The sequence below is a fragment of the Bifidobacterium sp. LH_730 genome (genome assembly GCF_056355835.1).
On the sequence record NZ_JBKETB010000001.1, the window covers coordinates 439,095 to 462,332 of the forward strand.

The 23,238-nt window shown below is 64.2% G+C and carries 13 protein-coding genes; 4 read left to right on the top strand and 9 right to left on the bottom strand.

Annotated elements, in window-relative coordinates:
* Positions 1 to 25: 25 nt before the first annotated feature.
* Together AC1AUD_RS02140 and trpD are read right to left on the bottom strand one after the other, a co-directional pair.
* Positions 26 to 3,394, bottom strand: coding sequence for a DUF5107 domain-containing protein (locus tag AC1AUD_RS02140; protein ID WP_476571605.1), 3,369 nt, complete (start codon positions 3,392 to 3,394; stop codon positions 26 to 28).
* Positions 3,395 to 3,648: 254 nt separating this feature from the next.
* Positions 3,649 to 4,704: an anthranilate phosphoribosyltransferase gene (trpD, locus tag AC1AUD_RS02145; protein WP_476571607.1), complete on the bottom strand. Its 1,056-nt coding sequence runs from the start codon at positions 4,702 to 4,704 to the stop codon at positions 3,649 to 3,651.
* A gap of 127 nt (positions 4,705 to 4,831) precedes the next feature.
* Here trpD and AC1AUD_RS02150 point away from each other — a divergent pair, with 127 nt between their 5' ends.
* A complete protein-coding gene (locus tag AC1AUD_RS02150) occupies positions 4,832 to 6,676 on the top strand; it encodes an AAA family ATPase (protein ID WP_476571609.1) in 1,845 nt (614 codons plus the stop codon).
* 80 nt (positions 6,677 to 6,756) lie between these two features.
* On the opposite strand, the gene secA is transcribed toward AC1AUD_RS02150, so the two are convergent.
* Together secA and hpf are read right to left on the bottom strand one after the other, a co-directional pair.
* Complete coding sequence (gene secA / locus AC1AUD_RS02155) at positions 6,757 to 9,702, bottom strand: preprotein translocase subunit SecA (protein ID WP_476571611.1); 2,946 nt, start codon at positions 9,700 to 9,702, stop codon at positions 6,757 to 6,759.
* 236 nt (positions 9,703 to 9,938) lie between these two features.
* Positions 9,939 to 10,592 (bottom strand): ribosome hibernation-promoting factor, HPF/YfiA family, encoded by a 654-nt coding sequence (gene hpf / locus AC1AUD_RS02160; RefSeq protein WP_476571613.1) that lies wholly within the window; start codon positions 10,590 to 10,592, stop codon positions 9,939 to 9,941.
* A 344-nt stretch (positions 10,593 to 10,936) separates the two neighbouring features.
* Here hpf and AC1AUD_RS02165 point away from each other — a divergent pair, with 344 nt between their 5' ends.
* Both AC1AUD_RS02165 and AC1AUD_RS02170 read left to right on the top strand, forming a co-directional pair.
* The gene (locus AC1AUD_RS02165; protein WP_476571615.1) at positions 10,937 to 12,574 is read left to right on the top strand and encodes a peptide ABC transporter substrate-binding protein; all 1,638 of its coding nucleotides are present in this window, start codon (positions 10,937 to 10,939) and stop codon (positions 12,572 to 12,574) included.
* Between the two features lie 204 nt (positions 12,575 to 12,778).
* Positions 12,779 to 14,662, top strand: coding sequence for a DUF5696 domain-containing protein (locus AC1AUD_RS02170; RefSeq protein WP_476571769.1), 1,884 nt, complete (start codon positions 12,779 to 12,781; stop codon positions 14,660 to 14,662).
* Between the two features lie 86 nt (positions 14,663 to 14,748).
* On the opposite strand, the gene AC1AUD_RS02175 is transcribed toward AC1AUD_RS02170, so the two are convergent.
* From AC1AUD_RS02175 to AC1AUD_RS02190, 4 genes are all read right to left on the bottom strand, one after another.
* The gene (locus AC1AUD_RS02175) at positions 14,749 to 18,153 is read right to left on the bottom strand and encodes an autotransporter outer membrane beta-barrel domain-containing protein (protein ID WP_476571617.1); all 3,405 of its coding nucleotides are present in this window, start codon (positions 18,151 to 18,153) and stop codon (positions 14,749 to 14,751) included.
* Positions 18,154 to 18,781: 628 nt separating this feature from the next.
* Positions 18,782 to 20,407, bottom strand: a complete 1,626-nt coding sequence (gene groL / locus AC1AUD_RS02180; protein WP_476571619.1) for a chaperonin GroEL — start codon at positions 20,405 to 20,407, stop codon at positions 18,782 to 18,784.
* Positions 20,408 to 20,644: 237 nt separating this feature from the next.
* The gene (locus AC1AUD_RS02185) at positions 20,645 to 20,848 is read right to left on the bottom strand and encodes a cold-shock protein (RefSeq protein WP_476571621.1); all 204 of its coding nucleotides are present in this window, start codon (positions 20,846 to 20,848) and stop codon (positions 20,645 to 20,647) included.
* Between the two features lie 250 nt (positions 20,849 to 21,098).
* Entirely contained in the window at positions 21,099 to 21,761 is a 663-nt protein-coding gene (locus AC1AUD_RS02190; RefSeq protein ID WP_476571622.1) for a LytR C-terminal domain-containing protein, read from the bottom strand.
* 120 nt (positions 21,762 to 21,881) lie between these two features.
* Here AC1AUD_RS02190 and AC1AUD_RS02195 point away from each other — a divergent pair, with 120 nt between their 5' ends.
* A complete protein-coding gene (locus tag AC1AUD_RS02195; protein WP_476571624.1) occupies positions 21,882 to 22,586 on the top strand; it encodes a uracil-DNA glycosylase in 705 nt (234 codons plus the stop codon).
* On the opposite strand, the gene AC1AUD_RS02200 is transcribed toward AC1AUD_RS02195, so the two are convergent.
* Positions 22,532 to 23,020: a hypothetical protein gene (locus AC1AUD_RS02200; RefSeq protein ID WP_476571626.1), complete on the bottom strand. Its 489-nt coding sequence runs from the start codon at positions 23,018 to 23,020 to the stop codon at positions 22,532 to 22,534. The two genes, AC1AUD_RS02195 and AC1AUD_RS02200, sit on opposite strands and share 55 nt — an antisense overlap.
* Between the last annotated feature and the right edge of the window lie 218 nt (positions 23,021 to 23,238).

The following is a 23,238-nucleotide window of genomic DNA, read 5'->3' on the forward strand; positions in this document are numbered from 1 at the left end:
CCGGCATGCTTCAGTTAGATCGGACTCACTGCGACAGCGTCGTGAAGAGGTTCGCCTGGATGTGGCTGGGGTCTTCCTTCAGGGCCTCGGCGAGCAGGGCGGAGGCCTTGTCCGCGTTGCCCATGCCGATGTTGGCCAGCGCCATGACGTACTCGCAGTGGATGCGGTTCATCTTGGTGTAGTCCTTCTCATAGATCAGGAAGTCCGGCAGGGACACGGCGAAGTATTCGATCTTGACCTTGTCGTCCAGATGCTGCTCGCCGAAGTCGAGCAGGCGGTAGAAGCGGGCGTTGGCGGCGCCCTTCTCCCCTAGCTCCTTGTGGGCCAGGCCCTGGAAGAGGATCATCTCGGCGGGCTGGTCGTTGTAATACATCGCGCCCTTCACCTCGTCGGGGCCGATGGTCGCGAGACGGAACTCCTCGCGCGCGGCCTCCTCATTGCCGAGATGGCGCTCGACGAGACCGAGGTAATAGTGCAGATCGTTGTACTTCTGCCCCTCGAGCTTGCCTTCGCCGAGGTTGTGCGGATAGGTCTGCGCCTCGACCAGCAGCTCCTTGGCGCGCGCCCAGTCGCCGGACTTCATCGCGTCCTTGGCCAGCAGCGTCAGCGCAATGCGATACTGCGTGGTGATCTTGCCTTCGCCGCCCTCCCACGGATGGAAGCGGCGGGCGCCCATGAGCTCGAAGGCCTTGGCATAGTGGCCGGTCAGATTGAGCACGGTCAGGTATTTGATGGTGAGGTCGTCGCGGCCCTCGACCACGTCAAGATGCTTCTCGAATTCCTCCAGTCGCTGCTCGTAGCTCCATCCGAGCGTGCGGTGCAGCTGGTCGAGCTCCAGGAACACGCGGCTGTCGGCGGTGTTCAGGCGGAAGGCCTCCTCCATCTCGACGGAGGCGCGCTCCTTGTCGCCCTTCTTGTTGTAATAGGCCAGCGACAGGTTGCGGTGGACGGTCGGGAAGCTCGGGTCGGCGGCCTCGCTCGCCTCCCACAGCGCGATCGCCTCGTCGGACTGCAGCTTGTCGTAGAACAGGCAGCCGAGGTAATACGGGGCCTTGGCGACGGTCACGCAGCCCTGCTTGCCGAGTTCGATCGCGTAGCGCAGCACGGCGATGTCCTCGAGCTTGTTCGGGAAGCAATAGGCCGAGTCCGCGGCTTCGCCGGCGGCGACCAATGCAGACGCCTTGGCCTCGTCACCGAGCAGATGCCGATAGTATGCCTCGTAGTAGTTGACCATCGGATCGTTCTGATCGGCGCGCGCCAGCATCGCAAGCGCCTCCTCATAGGCGCCGAAGGCGGCGTAATCGCGGGCGGCCTTGAGATAGTTCTGTGCGAATCCACGCATCAGGCCGAAGCTGCTCTCATCGCCGTCGGCGAGGAACTTCTCGAAGCCGGAGACATAGTCGAAGGCGTTGAGGGCGAGGTTCTCGGCGACGGCCGCGGCGGCGTCGGCGGTGCGGCCGAGCTTACGCAGCAGATAGGCCTTGAGCCCCCGGGCCCTGAGGTTCTTCACGTTCTTGATCAGACCACGCTCAGCATAATCGAGCGCTTCCGCGAAGTCGCCGCGGCGGGCGGCGATGCAGGCCATCCAATAGAAGGAGTTCTCCTGCTGGGCGTCGTCCCATGCGGCCTTGTAGAAGGCGTCGAAGGCCTTGTCGTCCTCACCGAGGAACACCTCGACCAGGCCGAGGTTGTAGTAGGCCTCGGAATCATAGGGATTCGGGTTGCGGCGGGTCAGGCGTTCGATGGCCTTCTCGAAATACGGCTTGGCCTCCTCGAACGCGCCACGGCGCATAAGCAGCAGACCGTAGGCGTTGTTGATGCGCGCGTCGCCCGGATCACGCTTCAGGCCCTCCAGATAATACGGGTCGGGCAGATAGGTGGCGTGGCGGTACTGCTCGAGATGCTGGCCGGTCAGGAACAGCTCCTCGTTGGTCGGCACCTCGGCCGGTTCGAGCGCGGCCTCGGCGGGATCCGGGATCTTGTCGATCTTCGCCGGCTGAGGCGTGTAGTCCACCAGCACCTTGCCATCGGCCGCGTCGATCACGGTGACGGTGATCTCGGTCGCTTCGATGCCCTCCGTGGAGAATTCGGCGGTCAGCGTGTCCACGGGCGACAGCTTCTGCGTGGCCTCGAACAGCATGGTGCCGTTCTTGGCGGCGACGACCACGCGGGCGGCCTCGACCACATGCGTGGCATACACGGTCACACGGCCCTGTCCATCGGCCAGGCCCTGCCCATCGACGCCCTCGGTCTCACCCGCGGCGCGCGCCGGATCGACGGGCCCGAATTCCAGATTCACGGCCGCGTCGAGCGTGGCGTTCTTGACCAGACCGACCGCCTTGTAGGGCATGAAGTGCTGCGTGAATTTCTTGGATTCGAAGGGCTTGAGCCACGTGAAATCGGGCTGGTTGTCGGTGTAGACGCCGGTCATGAGCTCGGCGTAGGGGCCGTTCTCGTCGGTCAGATTGCGGTCCCAGGCCTGGCCGAAATCGCCGCAGCCCCACACCCACTGCTTCTTGCCGGGGCTGATGTGATGGTCGGCGACGTGCAGGATGCCGGCACCCACGCCGTAGTCATAACCGCCCACGAAGTTGTAGTTGGAACCGGCGGCCATATAGGAGGTCGGCACCGGCACATTCTTGTAGCGGCCGATATCGACGCCCTCGGAATAGTCGTGCTTGTAATACGTGCCGGTGGCGATCGGATAGCGGGACACGTCGCGCTTGCCGTGGTCCATGACGGCCGTCACATCCGGCGGCATGACGGTGCGCGTATGGTCGTTGACCGGCACGGCGGGGTTCGCCCACCACAGGAAGGTCTGCGGGAAGGCGGTGCCGTTGTAGAGGTCGCCGGTGATCTCGATATACGCCTTGCCCGGGTGCAGCGCGACGGTGGTGACGACTTCGGTGCCGTGCATCTGGTCGACGTCATGGCACTGCACGCCCTTGCCGCCGTCCTCGAGGTCGATGAGCTTGTAATCGACGGGCAGATAGGTGGTCGGGCGGTGGTGCTGCGGCCAGTTGAACTCGATGCCGCCGGAGATCCATGGACCGGTCAGGCCCACGAGCGCGGGCTTGATCACATCGTTGCGGTAGACGAAGTCGTAGTCGTTGGTCTTGTCCTTCGCATACTGGATGCGCCCGCCCAGTTCGGGCAGCACAGTGACCTCGAGGTATTCGTTCTCGAGGATCACGGCTTTGTAGACCTTGTCCTCCTTCTCGTCCTTGATGGACTCGACGACCGGATAGGGGTAGACCTTGCCGGTCGAGCCCTGATAGACGCGCTTCTCGATGAACTGGGGGTTCTTGTCGGGCGCGCCGATCCCGTAGGTCGGGATGACGAGCTTGGTGTCCTTGGCGGTGACGGTCTGCGCGTCCGCGAAATGCTCTGCCATGTCTGCTCCTTTTATTCGCTATTCGCCGGTTAGGAACAACTTCTGTGTTTTCCTGCTTCAACGATACGGCCGGGAGCCATGGGTTTTTATAGAACTATTGCTTGCGGATATCGATTTATTGCGCTTACCGGAGTGCTTATGGCATCAGCGATATCAAAAAGCCTCTCGGCATTGTCCAAGCTCCACTTACCGGAGCAACGGCAATGCCGAGAGGACTATGAAAAACGTTCCCAGATCTCTAACCCAGCCTGGACTCACGCGACCTTGGCCTTGGCGGCAGCGATCCAGCGCCCGAGCAGATCGGCGGCCGCGCCGGAGTCGACGGCCTTCTCGGCCAGCGCGTAGGCGGCCTTGAAGCGCTCGCCCAGCGTGCCGTCGGCGGGCACCTGATGGCCGTCGGCGACGATGGCGGAGGCGGCGTTCAGCAGCGCGGTGGTGCGGAAGGGCACGTCCTTGCCGGCGAACAGATCGCGCGCGGCCTGCGCGTTGACCTCGGGCTCGCCGCCCTTGAGATCGGCGATGGTGACGTGATCGAGGCCCAGTTCGACGGTCGGGTCGAATTCGGTTTCGGTGACCTTGCCATCCCCGCGGAACTCCCAGACGGAGACCGGGCCGGTGGGCGCGAGCTCGTCGAGGCCTTCGGAGGAGGTGTAGACCATGCCGGTCTGGCCGTTGGCAGCGTAGACGGCGGCCATGATCGGGCTCATCGCGCGCTTGGCGCAGCCGATGGCCACATGCTTCGGATTGGCCGGGTTGGTCAGGGGGCCCAGCACGTTGAATACGCAGGGCACGCCGAGCGCGGCGCGGATCGGACCGACGAAGCGCATGGCCGGGTGGAAGGTCTTGGCGAAGGCGAAGGTGATGCCGACCTCATCGGCCACCTCGCCCACGGCCTTGGGATCGAGGCCCAGCGGCAGTCCCAGCGTCTCCAGGCAGTCGGCGGCGCCGCACTTCGAGGAGGCGGCACGGTTGCCGTGCTTGACGATCTTGACGCCGGCGGCGGCCGCGACGACCGAGCCCATGGTGGACAGGTTCACGGTGGCGGCGCCATCGCCACCGGTGCCGACGATATCGGTGCACTCCCCCGAGACCTTGAGCGGCACGGCATGCGCGACCATGGCCTTGGCGGCACCACTCACTTCCTCGGCGGTCAGGCCGAGCTGCTGCTGAGTGGCGAGCACCGCGCCCACGGCGGCCGGGTTGGCGTTGCCCTGCATCAGATCGTCAACGAACCATTCGGATTCCTCCGCGCTCAAGTGCTCGCCCCCGACGAGCTTGCCCAATATCGACTTCCATGTGATGTCGGCCATGACGCCCCTTTCCTTGGCATTGCTGCCGCATATTCTATCGGCCCCATGTTGCGCCCGTCCCGCCGGTCCATATGACGGAAGCAACCCATTCGGTCTACACTGGAAGCCGAAGGAAACGGAGGTGCCGATGGTCGGGGAAAACGTCACGCTCGAATCGCGGGGCAACGGCGTGTGGCGCATGCCGGGCGCATGTATCGTGGACCGCACCGGCCGCAAACGACTGCCAATCGGCTTCGGCGATTTCGCCTCGGTCGCGCCCGTCTCCGTGTTCGTGGACAAAACCGGGCTCATCGCCGACGTGCTGGATTCGGGATATTCGGCCACCCTGTTCTGCCGTCCGCGCCGCTTCGGCAAATCGCTGAACCTTTCGATGATGAGGGCATTCTTCGAGCTTCCCCCGGACGGCAGCAATCACGCCGATTGGTTCGAGGGAACGGATGTGTGGGAAGCCGACGACGGCCGATACCGCAGCCATCAGGGCGTGTATCCGGTCGTCAACCTCAGTATGCTCACCGCGAAGGGACTGACGTGGGCCGACACCTACGGTTCGCTGGTGCATATGATCGGCGATGAATACGCGCGCCACCGCTATCTTCTGGACAGCGACGCCCTTTCCGAGGACGACAAGGCGTATTTCAAGCGCATTTTGTCCCGCTCGACATCCGATGATTTCAGGGAGGATATGCTCTCATCCCTGCAAAGGCTGGTGTCGATGCTATATCGGCACCACCAGCATCCGGTGGTGCTGCTGCTCGACGAATACGATGCCCCCATCATGGCGGCGTATTCCTCGCCGAAGGGCAGTTACTATGACGAGGCCGTCACCTTCATCAAAACCTGGCTGACCGGACCGCTCAAAAACGCCGGGACCATGCTTGCCTTCGCCTGTCTGACCGGCGTGCAGCGCATCAGCAAGGAGTCGATTTTCAGTGATCTCAACAATCTCGTGGTGAACACGACGCTGTCCACACAGTTCGACGAACGCTACGGCTTCACCGAGGCCGAGGTCGCCGCGCTGGCGACATATCTGGGATATGGCACGGAATGCATGGACACGGCCCGCCAATGGTATGACGGCTATCGCTTCGGCCGACAGGATGTCTACAACCCATGGAGCGTGCTCAATTTCCTTGACAATGACTGCACACCCGACAACTACTGGGGCAACACCTCAAGCAACGGCGTCATCGGCGACCTGCTGCATCACGCGGACGAAAAGACGCTGAGCCAGATCTACGACCTCATGCAACCCGATGGTGTCGTCGCCGCGCCGCTCGATCTGAGCGTGGTGTTCCCCGACCTCGGCGTGCGTAGGGACGCGGTGTGGTCGATGCTGTATCTGGCCGGCTACCTGACCACCGAGGACACGGGATTCCCGGGGCAGACCAATCTGGCGCGCCGCCTGCGCATCCCCGATCTGGAGATCGCCGGCCTCTACCGCGATGAGATCATCGGTCGATTCGTCTCCTCCATGGGCGCGCAACAACGTTTGTATGAATTCCACGACGCGCTGGCGAGTGGCGATGCCGAAACATTGGTCGAACAGCTGAACGGCATTCTGCGCGATTCGACGTCGAGCTTCGACGTGGTGTCGGAGAACTCCTGCCATATGCTGCTCATGGGGCTGTGCTTCGGCATCCGGGGCTATGGCGATCCTCTGTCCAACCGTGAGTCCGGTTATGGACGCTACGACCTGCGCCTGGAGCCGGCTCTTCCCGGCACCTTCGGCTCGATGTTCGCCGCTCCCGGGCCAAGGCCGGTAATCACCATCGAGTTGAAATACGTAAGGCCGGCGGACGGCGAGTCCCCGGAGGCTTTGGGACAGAGTCTCACTTCCAAGGCAGACGAGGCGCTGCACCAAATCGAGGATCGGCAATACGACGCCGCGCTGCCGGATAACGCGCGCGGACGCCTACGCTGGGGCATCGCCATCGGCGGCCGCCAGTGCGCCGCCGTATGCGAGCGCGCGTAACGGATTCGATTCCCTGTTCATACAACAATTGGGCGGCACCCTTTCAGATGCCGCCCAATTGCGTCAGTCAGTCAGACTGCTCACGCCTCATTCTGGCCGTGGCACATCTTGTACTTGCGCCCGGAGCCGCAGGGGCACGGGGCGTTCTTGCCGGTGCCGGGGAAGGTGCGTCCATCGGACCACGGGGTCTTGAGCTCCTCGCTCTTCGGCTTCTTGGAGGCCGGGACCTTGCCTTCGGCATGGCTGATCGGGGCCGGGCCCACGATCACCGGGTTGCCGTCCTCGTCGCGCACGACATCGGTGCCGTCCTCCTCGGCTTCGGCGTCAGCCACGGCGGGCGCGGCGGGCTCAGCCGCCACAGCCTCGGCCTCGGCGGCGGAATCACCGTCCTCGTCCGGACCGGAGGCGATCTCGGCCGCGTCGGCGGCGGAGCCCTCGGCGGCCAGCGTGATGCCGGCGGACTGCTCGGCCGTCTCGACCGCAGCGTCCTCATCCTTCTCGGACTCGAGGTCCTGGGTCTCGGCGATCTGCTTGATGTCGACGTGGAACAGCAGCTGGACGGACTCCTCCTTGATCGCCTCGATCATGGAGTTGTACATCTGGTAGCCTTCGCGCTGGTATTCGACCAGCGGGTCGCGCTGGCCCATGCCGCGCAGGCCGATGCCGTCCTTGAGGTAATCCATCTCGTAGAGGTGCTCGCGCCACTTGCGGTCGAGCACGGCGAGCACGACGCGGCGCTCGAGCTGACGCAAGCCCTCGGCGCCCAGCGTCGTCTCCATGCCGGCATAGGTCTCCTTGGCGTCCGCGACGATCAGATCGCGCACGGCCTCGACGGCCTTCTCGCCCTTCTTGCCCTCGGCGGCGGCCTTGGCATCCTCGAGGGTCACCTTGGTCGGAACCACCGAGGCGAGGGCCCTGAACAGGCCTTCCCAATCCCAGTCCTTGGGCTTGTCGGAGCCATTGTTGGCACCCTTGATGTAGGACTCGACGGTGTCGGAGATGAACTGCTCGATGTCCTCGTGGATGTCCTCGCCCTTGAGCACGGCCTGGCGCTCGGCATAGATGACGGTGCGCTGCTTGTTCATCACATCGTCGTACTTGAGGACGTTCTTGCGGATCTCGAAGTTCTGGGACTCACGGGCCTTCTGCGCCGTGCGCACGCCCTTGGACACGCTCTTGGCCTCGATCGGCTCGCCCTCGGGCATGCCTTTGGCCATGACGCGGGCCACGAGCTGCGTGTTGAACAGGCGCATCAGATCGTCCTCGAGCGACAGGTAGAAGCGGGACTCGCCCGGGTCGCCCTGACGGCCGGAACGGCCGCGCAGCTGGTTGTCGATGCGGCGGGACTCGTGGCGCTCGGTGCCGAGCACATACAGGCCGCCGAGCTCGGTGACCTCCTCGTGCTCGTCCTTGACCTGCGCCTTGACCTCGGCCAGGGTGCCGGCCCAGCGCTTCTCGTACTCCTCCGGGGTGTCCTCCGGAGAATAGCCCTCGGCCTTGAGCTTGGCGTCGGCGAGGAACTCGACGTTGCCGCCGAGCATGATGTCGGTGCCTCGGCCGGCCATGTTGGTGGCGACGGTCACGGCGCCCTTGCGGCCGGCGACCGCGACGACCGCGGCCTCCTTCTCATGCTGCTTGGCGTTGAGGACCTGGTGCGGGATGCCCGCCTCCTTGAACAGCGAGGAGACCAGCTCGGAGCTCTCGACCGACGCGGTGCCCAGCAGCACCGGCTGGCCCTTGTGGTGGCGCTCGGCCACGTCCCTGACGATGGCCATGAGCTTCTCGTTCTTCGTGCGGAAGATCAGATCGTCCTTGTCCTGGCGGATCATCGGCTTGTTCGTCGGGATCGGCAGCACGCCCAGCTTATAGGTGCTCATGAACTCGGCCGCCTCGGTCTCGGCGGTGCCGGTCATGCCCGACAGCTTGTCGTACATGCGGAAGTAGTTCTGCAGCGTGATCGTGGCGAAGGTCTGGTTCTCGGCCTTGACCTCGACGTTCTCCTTGGCCTCGATGGCCTGGTGCAGACCCTCGTTGTAGCGGCGGCCCGGCAGCACGCGGCCGGTATGCTCGTCGACGATCAGCACCTCGCCGCCGGTGACGACGTAGTCGCGGTCGCGCAGGAACAGTTCCTTGGCCTTGATCGCGTTGTTGAGGTAGCCGATCAGCGCGGTGTTGGCCGGCTCGTAGAGGTTGTCGATGCCGAGGAAGTCCTCGACCTTGGTGATGCCCGGGTCGAGGATGCCGACGGTCTTCTTCTTCTCGTCGACCTCGTAGTCCTCGTCGCGGCTCAGCTTGGGCACCAGACGCGCGAACTGGCGGTACCAGCGCGTCACGTCGCCCTCGGCGGGGCCGGAGATGATCAGAGGCGTGCGGGCCTCGTCGATGAGGATCGAGTCGACCTCGTCGACGATCGCATAGTGATGGCCACGCTGCACGAGCTCATGGCGGTCCCACGCCATGTTGTCGCGCAGATAGTCGAAGCCGAACTCGTTGTTCGTGCCGTAGGTGATGTCGGCGTTGTACTGCTTGCGGCGCTCCGGCGGCTTCTGGTCGGTGATGATGCAGCCGACCGACATGCCGAGGAAGCGGTAGATGCGGCCCATGAGCTCGCTCTGGTAGCTGGCCAGGTAGTCGTTGACGGTGACGACGTGCACGCCCTTGCCCTCGAGGGCGTTGAGGTAGCTCGGCAGCGTGGCGACCAGCGTCTTGCCTTCGCCGGTCTTCATCTCGGCGATGTTACCCCAGTGCAGGGCGGCGCCGCCCATGAGCTGCACGTCGAAGTGACGCTGGCCCAGCACGCGCTTGGACGCCTCGCGCACGGTGGCGAAGGCCTCCGGCATGATGTCGTCGAGCTTGGCGCCGTTGTCCAGCTTCTCCTTGAACTTGCCCGTCTGGGCCTTGAGCTCGTCGTCCGAAAGCGCCGCGATCTCGTCCTCGAGCGCGTTCACGGCCTTGGCCACGCCCTCGAGCTTCTTGATCTGGTGTCCCTCGCCCATGCGCAGGGCTTTGTCAACGATGTCTACCACTCGGGTGACCACCTTCCGTGTCGTTGCGGTTGCGGCTTTCCATATGCCGCAATGAATTCCTCGACGAGGATACCCCGCCGTATCCGACGAAGACGGATTTTCTCGACCTTTTTACGAAGATTTATATGATATCTGGGATTCATATGAGCCCGAAGCGCCGGAAACGCGCTCATACGCGGGGAGCCCCGCACCTTCGTTCGGTGCGGGGCTCCCGTGTGCGTCCTGAGGTTTCGTCGTCAGGCGACGTTCTCCGGAGTGTCGATCTCGAAGACGCCGTAGCTCCAGCCGTGGCGATGGTAGACGACGGACGGACGGTTGGTCTCCTTGTTGACGAACAGGAAGAAGTCGTGTCCGATCAGCTCCATCTCATACAGGGCCTCGTCGATGCTCATCGGCTCGGCGATGTGCAGCTTGCGGCGGATGACAATCGGCGTGTCGCCGACCTGGACCTCGACGGACTCCCCCGGTCCGAGGTCGGAGGCGACGGCGGCCTCGGGGCTGTTGTTGACTTCCTCGACCGGCTCCTCGACGGGCTCCGGCTCGATGACGCCCATGTCCACCGGCACCGGGTTGGTGTATCCGCGGCGATGGTCCTTGCGACGGTCGCGCGTGCGGCGCAGACGCAGAGTCAGCTTGTCGAGAGCCATGTCGAGCGCGCTGAACTCATCGGTGCTCGAAGCCTCGGCGCGCACCACGGTGCGGCCCGCGATCACCGTGATCTCCACGCGCTTGGCGGAATCGGCTCGGCTCGGATTGCCCTCGTGCGTGAGCACGATCTGGACGCGCTGGGCGTCCGGGGCGATAGCGGTCACACGATTCATCTTGCTTTCGACGACATCACGGAACCTTTGCTTGATCTGCGTGTGACGTCCGGTAACGACGATTTCCATGGTGACCTCCCTTTCAAGCGGCTCGCACCGCTATATGCGTTCCGTCCCGGCGTCTTCGCCGAGCGGGTACGTCTCATTGTAGCCGAATTGTCTGTTTCGGGAAGGAAAACGCGCCATAACACGCCGCTTTTCTTCCGACGACGTATTCGACCAGCGTCCGCGGCACCCTGGGAATCCTTGTGCCATATGGCGACGCGCCGCATACGACCCCATTCCCGTCCCGCATGGTGGGCGACGACATGCGCGCGACATATTGGTTAACTACCTTGCCTTAAAAGAAGCGCGGCATATGTGTTGTGCGCCCTCCGCTTCCGCATCAGCACATTGCCAACGAAAGGGACATCATGATCACATGCCATCGCCGCTTCCTGCCGGCGTGCGCGGCCATCTGCGCCGCGGCGCTTGCGCTGGCCGGCTGCGGGGCCGGAAACTCCGGCTCCGACTCGGCCGAGGAGAACATCGTCAGCGTCTATGGCACCGAGCCGGCGCACGGCCTGACCGGCGGCGCCGTCACCGAGGCCGGCGGCGGCAAGGTCGTCGACCAGCTCTACGCCGGTCTGACCAGCTTCGGCAAGGGCGGCAAGATCGAGAACGAGGTCGCCGACACCATCACGCCGAACGACGACGCCACCGAATACACGATCACGCTGAAGAAGGGATGGAAGTTCTCCGACGGCACGCCCGTCACCTCCCACTCCTTCGTGGACGCCTGGAACTACACGGCGAACCCGAAGAACGCGCAGGGCTCGGCCACGTTCTTCAACACCATCCAGGGCTATGACGAGCTGCAGAAGACCCAGGATCCCAAGGCCACGCTCTCCGGCCTGTCCACGCCCGACGACGACACCATCGTCATCAAGCTCTCCCAGCCCGACTCGGCCCTGCCGGCCAAGCTCGGATCGCACGGCTACACGCCGCTGCCCGAATCCGCCTTCAAGGACATGAAGGCCTTCGGCGAGAAGCCGGTGACCAATGGCCCCTACACGTTCGTCAGCTGGGACCACAACAAGAGCATCGTGCTGAAGAAGAACCCCGACTACAAGGGCAACCGCATGGCCAAGAACGACGGACTCGAGTTCCGCATCTACACCTCGCCGGTCTCCGCCTATGCGGATGTGCAGGGCGGCCATCTCGACTTCACGCACATCATCCCGCCGAACAGCGCCAAGTCCTTCCAGAATGACACGACGCTCAAGGCCTACAACCAGTCGGGCGCCAACGCGCAGGCCTTCGTGATCCCCGAATCGCTCGAGCATTTCCAGCAGGGCTCCGAGGAGGGCAATCTGCGCCGCCAGGCCATCTCCATGTCCATCGACCGCAAGACCGTGACCAAGAAGATCTTCAACGGCATCAAGACCCCCGCCAAGGACTTCCTGGCGCCGACCCTCTCCGCCTATTCTGAGGATCTCAAGGGCAACGACGTGCTCGAATACAACCCGACCAAGGCCAAGGAGCTGTGGGCCAAGGCCAACGAGATCTCGCCATGGTCCGGAACCTTCAAGATCGCCTACGCCTCCGACGGCGGCGGCAAGGACTGGGTCAACGCCGTGTGCAACTACATCTCCAACACGCTCGGCATCGATGCGAAGGGCGATCCCTCCGCCACCTCCACCGAGTTCTACGGACTGGTGGACTCCGGCAAGATCAACGCGGCGTTCACCTCGCTGTGGGGTCCGGACTACCCCTCCGCCGACAACTACCTGGTCACGCTCTACGCCAGCTCCGCGGCCGACGGCAAGGGCTCGAACAACGGCAACTACAAGAACCCCGCCTTCGACGAGCTGATGGACAAGGCGCTGGCCTCCCCGACCGCGGAGCAGGCCGACGACTACTACCGCCAGGGCGAGGAAATCCTGCTGCAGGATCTGCCGGCCATCCCGCTGTGGAACGAGAACGCGGTGGCCGTCAGCACCAAGAACATCACCAACGTCGGTTTCGACTACAGCGGCGGCCCTCTCTTCACCAATATGACGAAGAACTGACAGCGGCATAGCCGCAGATCCCCGTCGTCGACGCTCCCGGCGACGACAGACACCGGTCCCGTCCGATGCGCGCCCCGCGCGGCGTACACTGGCCGGGACCGGTCCGTTCGCGGGACTTTCGCCAATCCCACGGCTTCCACGCGACGATGTACCCCTATCCCCATATCCTTTCCGACAATCATTCCCAAGGCGGCAAACCATATGATCTCCCTCACCTGTTCCGGCACCTCGCTCGACTACGACGAGACGACGCTCGCCCTGTCCATCACACGCGACGGCGAGCGATGGGACGCCCTTCCCGGCGCCATGCCCACGCTCACGGCCACCGGCCACGACGCGCCGCTGTCCTTCGTCGGGTCGGCCGCCTCCGTCACCCACGAGCGCCGTTCCTTCGGCACCGGCGAAGGCATCGTCTCGCGTTTCGTCAGCGTGGCGAACACGGCGTATTCCTTCGAGACCTTCGTATGGATCGAGGCCTCGTCGGGCGACGTGGTCTTCGAATGGGCGCCGTTGTGCGAGGACGGACTGGCTGTCACCCGCGTGGATTGGCCCGCCCCCTTCGCCTTCGAGGAGCCGCGCGCCGACTGGCGCACGCTGATCACGCATTGCCAAGGCACGATGATCCCCAACGACTGGCCGACGGCCCTCTCCCCCATCGCCTTCGACGGGCGCTACGGCACCGAGGGCGGCTACATGCCTTGGTTCGCGCAGCTGCGCGGGAAGGCCGGGTACATCGCGATCTGCGAGACGCCGTGGAACGCCGGATATCACGCCGATCATCCGGCCGGCGGCCCCTATACGCATGTGCGCACATGGTTCGAACCTTCGTTGGGACGCATGGACTACCGGCGCGTCGTGCGCATGCGTTTCCTTGGCGACACCGACGTGACCGGCATCGCCAAGACCTACCGCGCGTGGGCCGACGAGCACGGCCATCTGCGCACGCTGGCCGAGAAGGCCGCGCGCAATCCGTCGGTCAGGGACCTCACCGGGCGCATGTGGATGCATGTGGGCGCCAAGACGCTCGTGCAACCCGATTCAGGGCTCTACGACGCCGAGCATCCGGAGAAGAACCAGAATCTCGTCACGTTCTCAGAACGCGCGCGGCAGCTGCGCGATCTGAGGGAGCTGGGCGTGACGAATCTGTTCATGCACCTCGACGGCTGGGGCCAGCCCGGCTACGACAACAGCCATCCCGATTATCTGCCCGCCTGCCGCGAGGCCGGCGGCTGGGAAGGCCTTAAAGAGCTGGCCGACACGGCGCACGACTGCGGCTTCATGTTCGGCCTGCACGACCAATACCGCGATTACTATTTCTCCGCCGAGACCTTCGACCCGCGCAACGCGGTCCGTCTGCCGGACGGCACGATTCCCGAGCATGCGAGGTGGGCGGGCGGACACCAGACCTATCTGTGCGCCCGCTTCGCGCCGGACTATGTCAAGCGCAACTACCGCAAGATCGCGGCAAACGGTGTCAAACTCGACTGCACCTACCTCGACGTGTTCACCTGCAACGAAGGCGACGAATGCGCCGCCCCGGAGCATCGCATGACGCGTCGCGAATGCCTCGAGATGCGCGCCCAGTGCTTCGAATGGCTGCTCGCGCACGGCATCCTCACCTCCTCCGAAGAGGTTTCGGATTGGGCGATGGGCTCGCTCGTGTTCTGCCATTACGCGCCCTATGACTTCCAGATGCGCGACCCGGCCGCGCCCCGCGAGGGCGTGCCGGTGCCGTTGCAGAACCTCGTGTGGCACGATTGCGTGATCGAGCCGTGGATGATGGACCGCATCGAGGGCGGCGAGGACTACATGCTCTACGCGCTGCTCAACGGCGGCGCGCCGTATCTGATCCGCGACGCCGCCTACGCGGGCATCGACGGCGATACCGGCGACGCGGCCGCCAAGGCCCGTCTGGAGGACGACATCGCCCGCTGCCAGACGGTGTGCGATCTGCACCGTCGAGTCGGCATGCTGGAGATGACCGGCTTCGAATTCGTCGACAACGACGTGACCGTGCAGCAAACGACCTTCGCCGACGGCACCACCGTGACCGTCGACTTCAAGGCCCAGACCTACGACATCGCCTGACGCTCCCTTTGATGGGCTGAGCCGTGCAGCAAACGCCGGAGGTGCTTGTCTCATGGCTCAGCCCATCAAAGGGAGCACAAACCCGCTCAGATACGGCGACGCACACGCAGGACGACACCGGCGGAGGCCAGCAGGAACGCGGCCAGCGCGATGGCGGATACGGACGCGCCGGTGCGGGACAGGGCGGTCGGTTTATCCCCCGAAGCCGACGCGCTGGCGCCGGAGCCGTTCTGGCCGGGGCGGCCGGTCTGTCCACCCTGAGCGCCGTCCTGACCGGGTTTGTCACCTTGGCCACCGTTCCCACCGGGATTATCGCCCTCGCCGGGCTTGTTATCATCAGGCTTGTCATCACCGGTCACCACAGCCGTGTACGTCACGACAATGGTGCCACCGGAAGGCATCGTGTACGACACATCGAACTCATGGGTGCCGGGCTCGTCACCTTGGTAATGCACCGACGACAACCACGCACGGCCCTTCGATGGATGGCGCGTGATCTCACGCGAACGATAACCCCACGTCGCCAGAGGCTCCGTGAAATCAATCCGCCCACCGACCTTGGCCTGCCTCTTGAGGAAACCGAAACCATCCAAACCGGCGTGCAGACGCAGGACCTCGCCCTTGGCGGGAGGAGCCACGACCGGACCGGCGTCCAAGGTCGGAGGCGTCACCGTGCCGTCCGGGTTCACCACCGAGCCACCGGGAACCACGACGGTGCCGCCGCCAGGCAACGTGATCTCGACCCGGTCACCCGCCCCACCGGGAACAGTGACCGACCCATCCGGATTCACCACGGAACCACCAGGAACCATGACCGTGCCACCACCGCCGGGCAGGGTGACCTCGCCCTTGTCCGTGGAACCGCCGGGAATGGTCACCGAACCATCCGGGTTCGTGGTCGAGCCGCCGGGAACCGTGGTGCCACCGGGACCAGGTTTGGACTCGGGCTCCGGCCCGGGCTCCGGACCCGGATCAGGAGTCGGGCCGGGATCGGGATCAGGGCCAGGTTCGGGGTCGGGAGACTGCTCCGACACCACGAACACCGTCGAATACACCGAATCCACGCCGGACTTCGAGAACCTCAACCGGTACGAACCACTCTGCTTCGCCTCGGAGGTATCGGCCCATGTCTTGCCTTCATCCGACGAATACTCCAACGCCGGGCCAGACCAGCCATCCGCGAACGAAACCTCGAACCGTTGGCCGCCACGCTCAAACGCATCCGTATCCGCGCCCTTCGGCAACCTCGCGGCCTCCGTCAACGCGTTGCCCGCGTTATGATCCGTGTCATCACTCGTCCAACCAGACGGCACGACGATATTCGACTCAGCCGGCGTCATCCTCCACAGGAACTTGCCGCCGCCTGCGAACACGCCACCGGCATCCACGATTGCCCCGTCCTCGACGATAATCGAGCCGTTGTCCTCGATCGTCACGCCGGACTTAAGCCCCAACGTCGCACCGGATGGCACTGTCAGCGTCGTACCCGCAGGGATCTCGAACGAATCCGGCGATGGCGAACCATACACCCTGCCAGCATTACCCTCGGCAATGACGCCAGACCATGCCTCCTTCTGCGACTGGTCACCGATCGATGAAGCAAACACCACGCCATTGCCCGGCATCCCTTCTTGGGAAGAAGTCACAAACGAGCCTTGAGGCTCGCTGCCAGCTCCTGCTCCAATGCCTTCAGCCACAGACCCGCCAGTGGCAGTCACCACACCACCAAGTACCGCTACCGTACCGCCAGGAGCACTAAGACCTCCGCCAATGCCAGCACCATACGTTCCTCCGACAGCCGTCACATTGCCACCGGAGACTACGACTGACCCCACTCTGCCATCTTGACCTGTGCCAATGCCAGCACCTTGCGTACCGCCTTTGGCCGTCACCGTGCCCGAGGTCACTATCACCGAGCCACTAGCCCCATTGGCACACCAGCCAATGCCGGCGCAATTTTCACCACCCACGGCAATCATCTCTCCCGTCCCCGAGATCACCAGCGTCGAAGAATCCGGCACATGGACACCGGGGAAACTGTGGGAGCCGATATAATCGCCCGGTCCCCGCAACGTGCTGCTACCCGTGAGCGTGAGATTGAGCGTGCTCTTGGCAGCGACTCCGATCGGAGCACCGACCGACGGCGCGCTGTTCAAGCCGTCAATCGTCAGATTCACCGTGCCATTGGCCCCCGGGTCGGCGACGATACGGTTCGTGGTGGTCGCCGCGTCGGGCTTCATCGAAACCGTGTAGGGGCCGGCACCGGTGAACGTCAACACGCCATCCACGAACGACCAACCGCCGTCCTCCGGAGACACGACGAAATCACCTGACTCCTTCTCCTGAGAGTTGGAAAAGGTGCCATCCGCTCGCTTGTGGACCACGCCATGGGTAGAGTCAAGGGTCGGCGTCACATCAGCATCATCGCCACCAAGGTTCTGCCGCCACACACCATCGGACTTCTCCCCATTGAGCAGCCACGCCGCCTCGCCGGACTTCAGCTGGCCGGCGGTCAACGCGGCGCCCTGGCCCTCATACGGGGCCACCGTCGACGAATAATTACGCTCGAACGTCATTTTCTCCAAAAAGCCCGAGTACACATAATTCGCAATCGCATTCCCCATGCCCGAACCGGTGTTCAGACATCCCGAAACCGACAATACAATCATGTCGTTCACTGTGGCCATAACGATGCCGGCAGAGACTCCGTCTTCCCCTGTGCTTGTGACGGTTCCCGAATTCCAGCAATTCTGCACCATCAACCGCAGGGGCGAAGACGGATTGCCATAGGCCGAACCAACAATGCCACCGACATCACGCGTTCCCCGCACCGTCGCCATGTTACGCACACGCTCCACAACGACCTCGCCGGCAGCCCCGGCCCTGCCGTAGGGCGATACTTCGCCGATTAGGCCACCCACATAGCGACTGCCCACAACCGAGCCGGTCACCGTCACATCACGAATCTGCGCGTCCGGACCGACCCGGCCGAACAAACCAATATTACTGGTGTCAGGGGCATCGATATTCACCGTGACGGTATGACCGGCACCATCGAACACACCCGAATATGCCCAAACACGAGTACCCACGCCAGTGAAACCCGCATACGCGCCACCGGTCAGATCGATGTCGGCGGTCAACATGGCGTTGAGGGATACGTTCTTGTTATTGTTCACGCAGTCGGCGAACGCCATGAACTGCTCCGGCGTGCCGATCCGGACCGGAGTTGTTGACGTGCAGTCGATCGCGGAGGACGTGGATTGCGTGCCGGACGTGGGGTCTACCCCTCCGGCGCTGTGCGCCACCTCCCCTGTAAGGGAAGGATTAGTGGGCTGGGCCTCGGCGTTGGATGCCGATTCCCCCGCAAGGGAAGGATCGGCGGGAGCGGCCATCGCCGTAACAGAGCCGACGGCCAGCGACGCCAACGTCGCCACGGCGGCCAACGCACCCACAACCCTGCGAGCCAATCCCCATCGAACACCGGCCATGGCAACTCCTTCAGCTCAAGCCATCAAACAGCTCCCAGCCTAGGGCCATTGCCCCCCCCCCGCAACCAGCGGGCACGAAAACGCCAATCCGGGCATGAACGGCGTATCAGCGATATATATCATTCCCCTCCCCAAAAGTAGCCATGCCCTCGTTCCCACATCGGGATCCGAAGACAGCGAGCGCCAACCCCTTCCGCAGCGGTATGCCCAATTACCATCGGGTTTGTCCGTATCTCCGCGAGATTTGTTCGAAACTCCGCCGGGTCCGTACGAAACCGTGATGGACCCGTACGGAACTCCGTCAGGTTTGTTACACCAGATATCACAAACCCGGCAGAGTTCCGTATGGATCCAACAGAGTTCCGTACGGACCCGGCGGAGTTCCGCACGAACCTTGGCAAGGTCATGCACGAGCCCCGGTGGAGTTACGAACAGGCGGAGACAGTCATATGCCAGCGGATGGCGAGGCGCATCATCGACAGCCGTGACGACACCGCGGTCGCTCAAAACGTGCGGGAAGCGGGTGAAAAAATCGGAATCGCGACAGCGCGGTCCAAGCGAAGCCGGAACGCAAAAGGGCTTCCGCCGAAGCGGAAGCCCTTGAGGTCAGTCAGACTAGATCAGCGGATCAGTAGCCCATGTCGGCGCCACCGGCGGGAGCGGCGGGAGCCGGCTCCGGCTTGTTGGCGACGACGGCCTCGGTGGTCAGGAACAGGCCAGCGATGGAGGCGGCGTTCTGCAGGGCGGAACGGGTCACCTTGACCGGGTCGGCGACGCCGGCGGCCAGCAGGTCCTCGTACTCGTTGGTCGCGGCGTTGAAGCCTTCGCCCTCGGGCAGCTCACGCACCTTGGCGAACACCACGTCGCCGGAGACACCGGAGTTCTCGGCGATCTGCTTGATCGGGGCCTCGACGGCGCGGAACACGATGGCGGCACCGGTGGCCTCCTCGCCGGTCAGCGAGGTGACGGCCTCATCGGACTCGGCGCGCTTGGCGGCCTGGACGAGGGCCACGCCACCGCCGGGCAGCAGGCCTTCCTCGATGGCGGCCTTGGCGTTGCGCACGGCATCCTCGATGCGGTGCTTGCGCTCCTTGGCCTCGACCTCGGTGGCGGCACCGACCTTGATGACGGCCACGCCACCGGCCAGCTTGGCCAGGCGCTCCTGCAGCTTCTCGCGATCGTAGTCGGAATCGGTGTTCTCGATCTCGGCGCGGATCTGGGCGACGCGGGCATCCACGTCGGCCTTGGCGCCACCGCCGGTGACGATGGTGGTCTCGTCCTTGGAGACGACGACCTTCTTGGCGGTGCCGAGCACGGACATGTCGATGGACTCGAGCTTGAGGCCCAGCTCATCGGACACGACCTGCGCGCCGGTCAGGATGGCCATATCCTGCAGCATGGCCTTGCGGCGGTCGCCGAAGCCCGGGGCCTTGACGGCGCAGGACTTGAAGGTGCCGCGGATGTTGTTGAGGATCAGGGTCGGCAGCGCCTCGCCGTCGACGTCCTCGGCGATGATCAGCAGCGGCTTGCCGGACTTCATGACCAGCTCGGCCACATGCACGACATCCTGCTGGGAGGAGACCTTGCCGGAGGTCAGGAGGATGTAAGGCTCCTCGAGCACGGCAGTCTGGTCCTCGGCGTTGGTCACGAAGTAGGGGGCGATGTAGCCCTTGTCGAAGCGCATGCCCTCGGTGAAGTCGAGGTCCAGGCCGAAGCGGTTGTTGTCCTCGACGGTCACGACGCCGTCCTGGCCGACCTTGTCCAGAGCCTCGGCGATCTTCTCGCCGACCTCGGGATCAGCGGCGGAGATGGTCGCGGTCGCGGCGATCTGATCCTTGGTCTCGACGTCCTTGGACGCGGCGACGAGCTCCTTGACGATGGCCTCGGTGGCCTTCTCGATGCCGCGGCGCAGCGCGATCGGATTGGAGCCGGCGACCACGTTCTTCAGGCCCTCGTGGACGAGGGACTGGGCCAGCACGGTGGCGGTGGTGGTGCCGTCGCCCGCGACGTCATCGGTCTTCTTGGCGACTTCCTTGACCAGCTCGGCGCCGATGCGCTCATAGGGATCCTCGAGATCGATCTCCTTGGCGATGGAGACACCGTCGTTGGTGATGGTCGGCGCGCCGTAGGACTTGTCGAGCACGACGTTGCGGCCCTTCGGGCCCAGCGTGACCTTCACGGTGTTGGCCAGCTTGTCCAGGCCGGCCAGCATGCCCTGGCGGGCATCCTCGTCATACGCAATGATCTTTGCCATGGTGTGTTTTCCTCCAAATGGCTGCAATGGATGGTTGCCACCCGCGTGGGCCCGGAGTCGACCGCCGGCCGTCAGCTGCCGGTTATCACTCCAAGCCCTCGAGTGCTAATTGGGAGATTAGCACTCTCAGCCCCCGAGTGCCAATCGTGACGCGCGGCATTGCGCCGACGGCATACGAAAGGCCCCGGCGGCACACCTCTCGCCACCGGGGCCCATATGGGGAACGAACGGACAACCTCAGAGCTTGACGACCTTCGTCGCCTGCATGCCCTTGTGGCCGCTTTCCGCCTCGTATTCGACCTTGTCCCCCTCATCCAGCGTCTTGAATCCATCGGCCTGGATCACCGAATAATGCACGAACACATCATCGCCGCCATCATCCGGGTTGATGAATCCGTAGCCCTTACCCGCGCTGAAGAACTTCACAGTGCCCTGTGCCATAATCTCTTTCCTTTATCCCATGCCGCTTTGCATACGGGAGGAGCAAGGCAAGAACATCGCGCTCCCCCCGCCTCGCGACTGCACACCATTATAGCGTCCGCACGGACGAAAACGCCGAAATTACGCCACGGTGTGCATAAAAACCGAGGCGCCGGCCGAAGAAAACCTCGGCATGGTGCCACGGGAAAACGATATGGCGGCGCAAGCGGCGATATCGCCGGAATGAATGCGGCCGGAAACCGGCGCCGAATCAGGCCATGCGCACGACGGCGATCGGCACATCGAGGCCGTCGACCTGCTGCACGTCGGCGATCCCCAGCGTCGCCGCCACGTCCTCGGCCGTCGCCTTGTCCGTTTCGTTCTGATACCACACGACGCTCGCAGCCGGCAGGCTGCCGGTCGGATTCGCCGCCGTCGCCGAGGTGTATCCCGCGTTGGCCAGCACACCCTGCCATTCGGCCGCGTATCCCTGCAATCCGGTGCCATTGATGACGAGCACGGCGGTCGCCTTGTTCACGGTCGCCTCCGGCTGCTCGGGCTGCTGTTCGTTCTGCTGGGCGTCGCCTTCCCCGGCGTCTTCCGCCGGCTTCGACTCGCCCGCTTTGTCCTCATCGGCCGCCTTGTCGTCCTTGGCATCCGAAGCGCCATCGGACTTCGGCTTCTGTGCCGCGGATTGCCGCGCGCCCGTGGTCTCCTGCGCGGCCCACGGCATGCGGATGTTGGAGAACTCGCCCGAGACGAAACCCCATGCGAGCACGCCGGCCAGCGCCGCGGCCACGACGACCGCGACGAACGGCGAAACGCGCGCCATCAGGCTGCGCTTGCCACGATGCACGCCCACGGGACCGGCGGGCGGATTGTCGAAGACATCCTTGTCATAGGACCCGTAGGTCTCCTTGTCGCCACGCGCCATCTGCCCACCCTTTCGCTGTCGGATCTCTCCTGAGTGTACCGCCACGGAACCAAGCGCGGCGAACCGTCGCGGCGCGTGCACCGGATATGCACGTTTGGACGCGTTTGTATTGTGGTGCCTATGACGACGATCAAACCCCTGAGCGAACTGGTGGAACCGGGCTGGGCCCATGCGCTAAAGGACGTGGAGCCGCAGATCCATGCGATGGGCGACTTCCTGCGCGGCGAACTGGCCGCCGGGCGTCCCTATCTGCCGGCCAGCCGCAATATCCTGCGGGCCTTCACAATCCCCTTCGATTCGATCAAGGTGCTGATCGTGGGGCAGGACCCCTATCCGACGCCAGGGCATCCGGTGGGCCTGAGCTTCTGCGTGGCGCCGGAGGTGCGACCGCTGCCCAAAAGCCTGATCAACATATACAAGGAGCTGGTGGATGATCTGGGCGTGCCGATGCCGGCCAACGGCGATCTGACGCCATGGACCGAACGCGGCGTGCTGCTGCTCAACAGATGCCTGACCGTGGGCGTGGGCCGGCCCAACAGCCATCAGGGCAAGGGCTGGGAGCCGGTGACGGAGGCGGCGATCCGAGCACTCAACGCCCGCATCGACCCGGCCACCGGGCGGCCGGCACCGCTTGTGGCGATCCTGTGGGGCCGCAACGCGCAAAGCCTCGAACCACTGCTGATCAATGCGGCGATCATCAAGTCCCCGCATCCCTCGCCTCTGTCCGCGTCGCGCGGCTTCTTCGGCTCGAAGCCCTTCTCCCGCGCCAATCAGGCGTTGGCCGCCATGGGTGCGACGCCGGTGGATTGGTCGTTGCCGGCCTGATCCAGACCGGGCCGGGGCGAATCGTCAATCCCGTCCAGGCCGGGCCGCTTGGGCTGGGATTGCAACGCCTCCACGGCTCGCGCCAGGCGGTTCACCTCATTCGACAGCCGTTCGAGCAACAACAATTCCTGACGCAGAAGGTCGTCGTTCCCCACGTCGACCGCGCGGTGCGGGGGACGGCCAGCGGAACCACCGCTCGGCACACCCGCGGCGATGCGCCACCGATCGAACGCACGCTCTATGCGTTTGCGTCCGATGAGCTCCGGACTCATGCCCGCCTCGCGGAACAATTCCGTCGGTGAGTCGCCCTCCTCATATCGACGCAGACATTCCCAGCGGAACCATTCCTCGTAGTAGATGCGAGATCCCGACACCCAGCGCACCGCGGGCAAGGATTCCAGATATCGCCGCGTCTCATCGTCGAACACCTGCATATGCCCCCCTCATCACTCGACCGCTTTAGCGCGGCCGCACCCCTTGCGCATTCTCAGCACACGTAAACTACCCATATCCATACCATCATTGATACCACACCCCAACCACCCGTAGACGGGGGTATAGCGCTTCCGATACGCCGAGGACCCGCGGTGCATCCCGCTCCGATTCCAGGCCCATCCCTCCGCTGCGCATTCGTTCTGCCCTTATCCGCCAT

Bases quoted from the DNA above. Each gene is read 5' to 3' on its own strand.
- hpf (WP_476571613.1), bottom strand. From the start codon at position 10,592: ATGGAAATCGTCGTTACCGGACGTCACACGCAGATCAAGCAAAGGTTC.
- AC1AUD_RS02190 (WP_476571622.1), bottom strand. From the start codon at position 21,761: ATGGCGCGTGGCGACAAGGAGACCTACGGGTCCTATGACAAGGATGTC.
- trpD (WP_476571607.1), bottom strand. From the start codon at position 4,704: ATGGCCGACATCACATGGAAGTCGATATTGGGCAAGCTCGTCGGGGGC.
- AC1AUD_RS02140 (WP_476571605.1), bottom strand. From the start codon at position 3,394: ATGGCAGAGCATTTCGCGGACGCGCAGACCGTCACCGCCAAGGACACC.
- AC1AUD_RS02175 (WP_476571617.1), bottom strand. From the start codon at position 18,153: ATGGCCGGTGTTCGATGGGGATTGGCTCGCAGGGTTGTGGGTGCGTTG.
- AC1AUD_RS02200 (WP_476571626.1), bottom strand. From the start codon at position 23,020: ATGCAGGTGTTCGACGATGAGACGCGGCGATATCTGGAATCCTTGCCC.
- AC1AUD_RS02195 (WP_476571624.1), top strand. From the start codon at position 21,882: ATGACGACGATCAAACCCCTGAGCGAACTGGTGGAACCGGGCTGGGCC.
- AC1AUD_RS02185 (WP_476571621.1), bottom strand. From the start codon at position 20,848: ATGGCACAGGGCACTGTGAAGTTCTTCAGCGCGGGTAAGGGCTACGGA.
- groL (WP_476571619.1), bottom strand. From the start codon at position 20,407: ATGGCAAAGATCATTGCGTATGACGAGGATGCCCGCCAGGGCATGCTG.
- AC1AUD_RS02165 (WP_476571615.1), top strand. From the start codon at position 10,937: ATGATCACATGCCATCGCCGCTTCCTGCCGGCGTGCGCGGCCATCTGC.
- AC1AUD_RS02150 (WP_476571609.1), top strand. From the start codon at position 4,832: ATGGTCGGGGAAAACGTCACGCTCGAATCGCGGGGCAACGGCGTGTGG.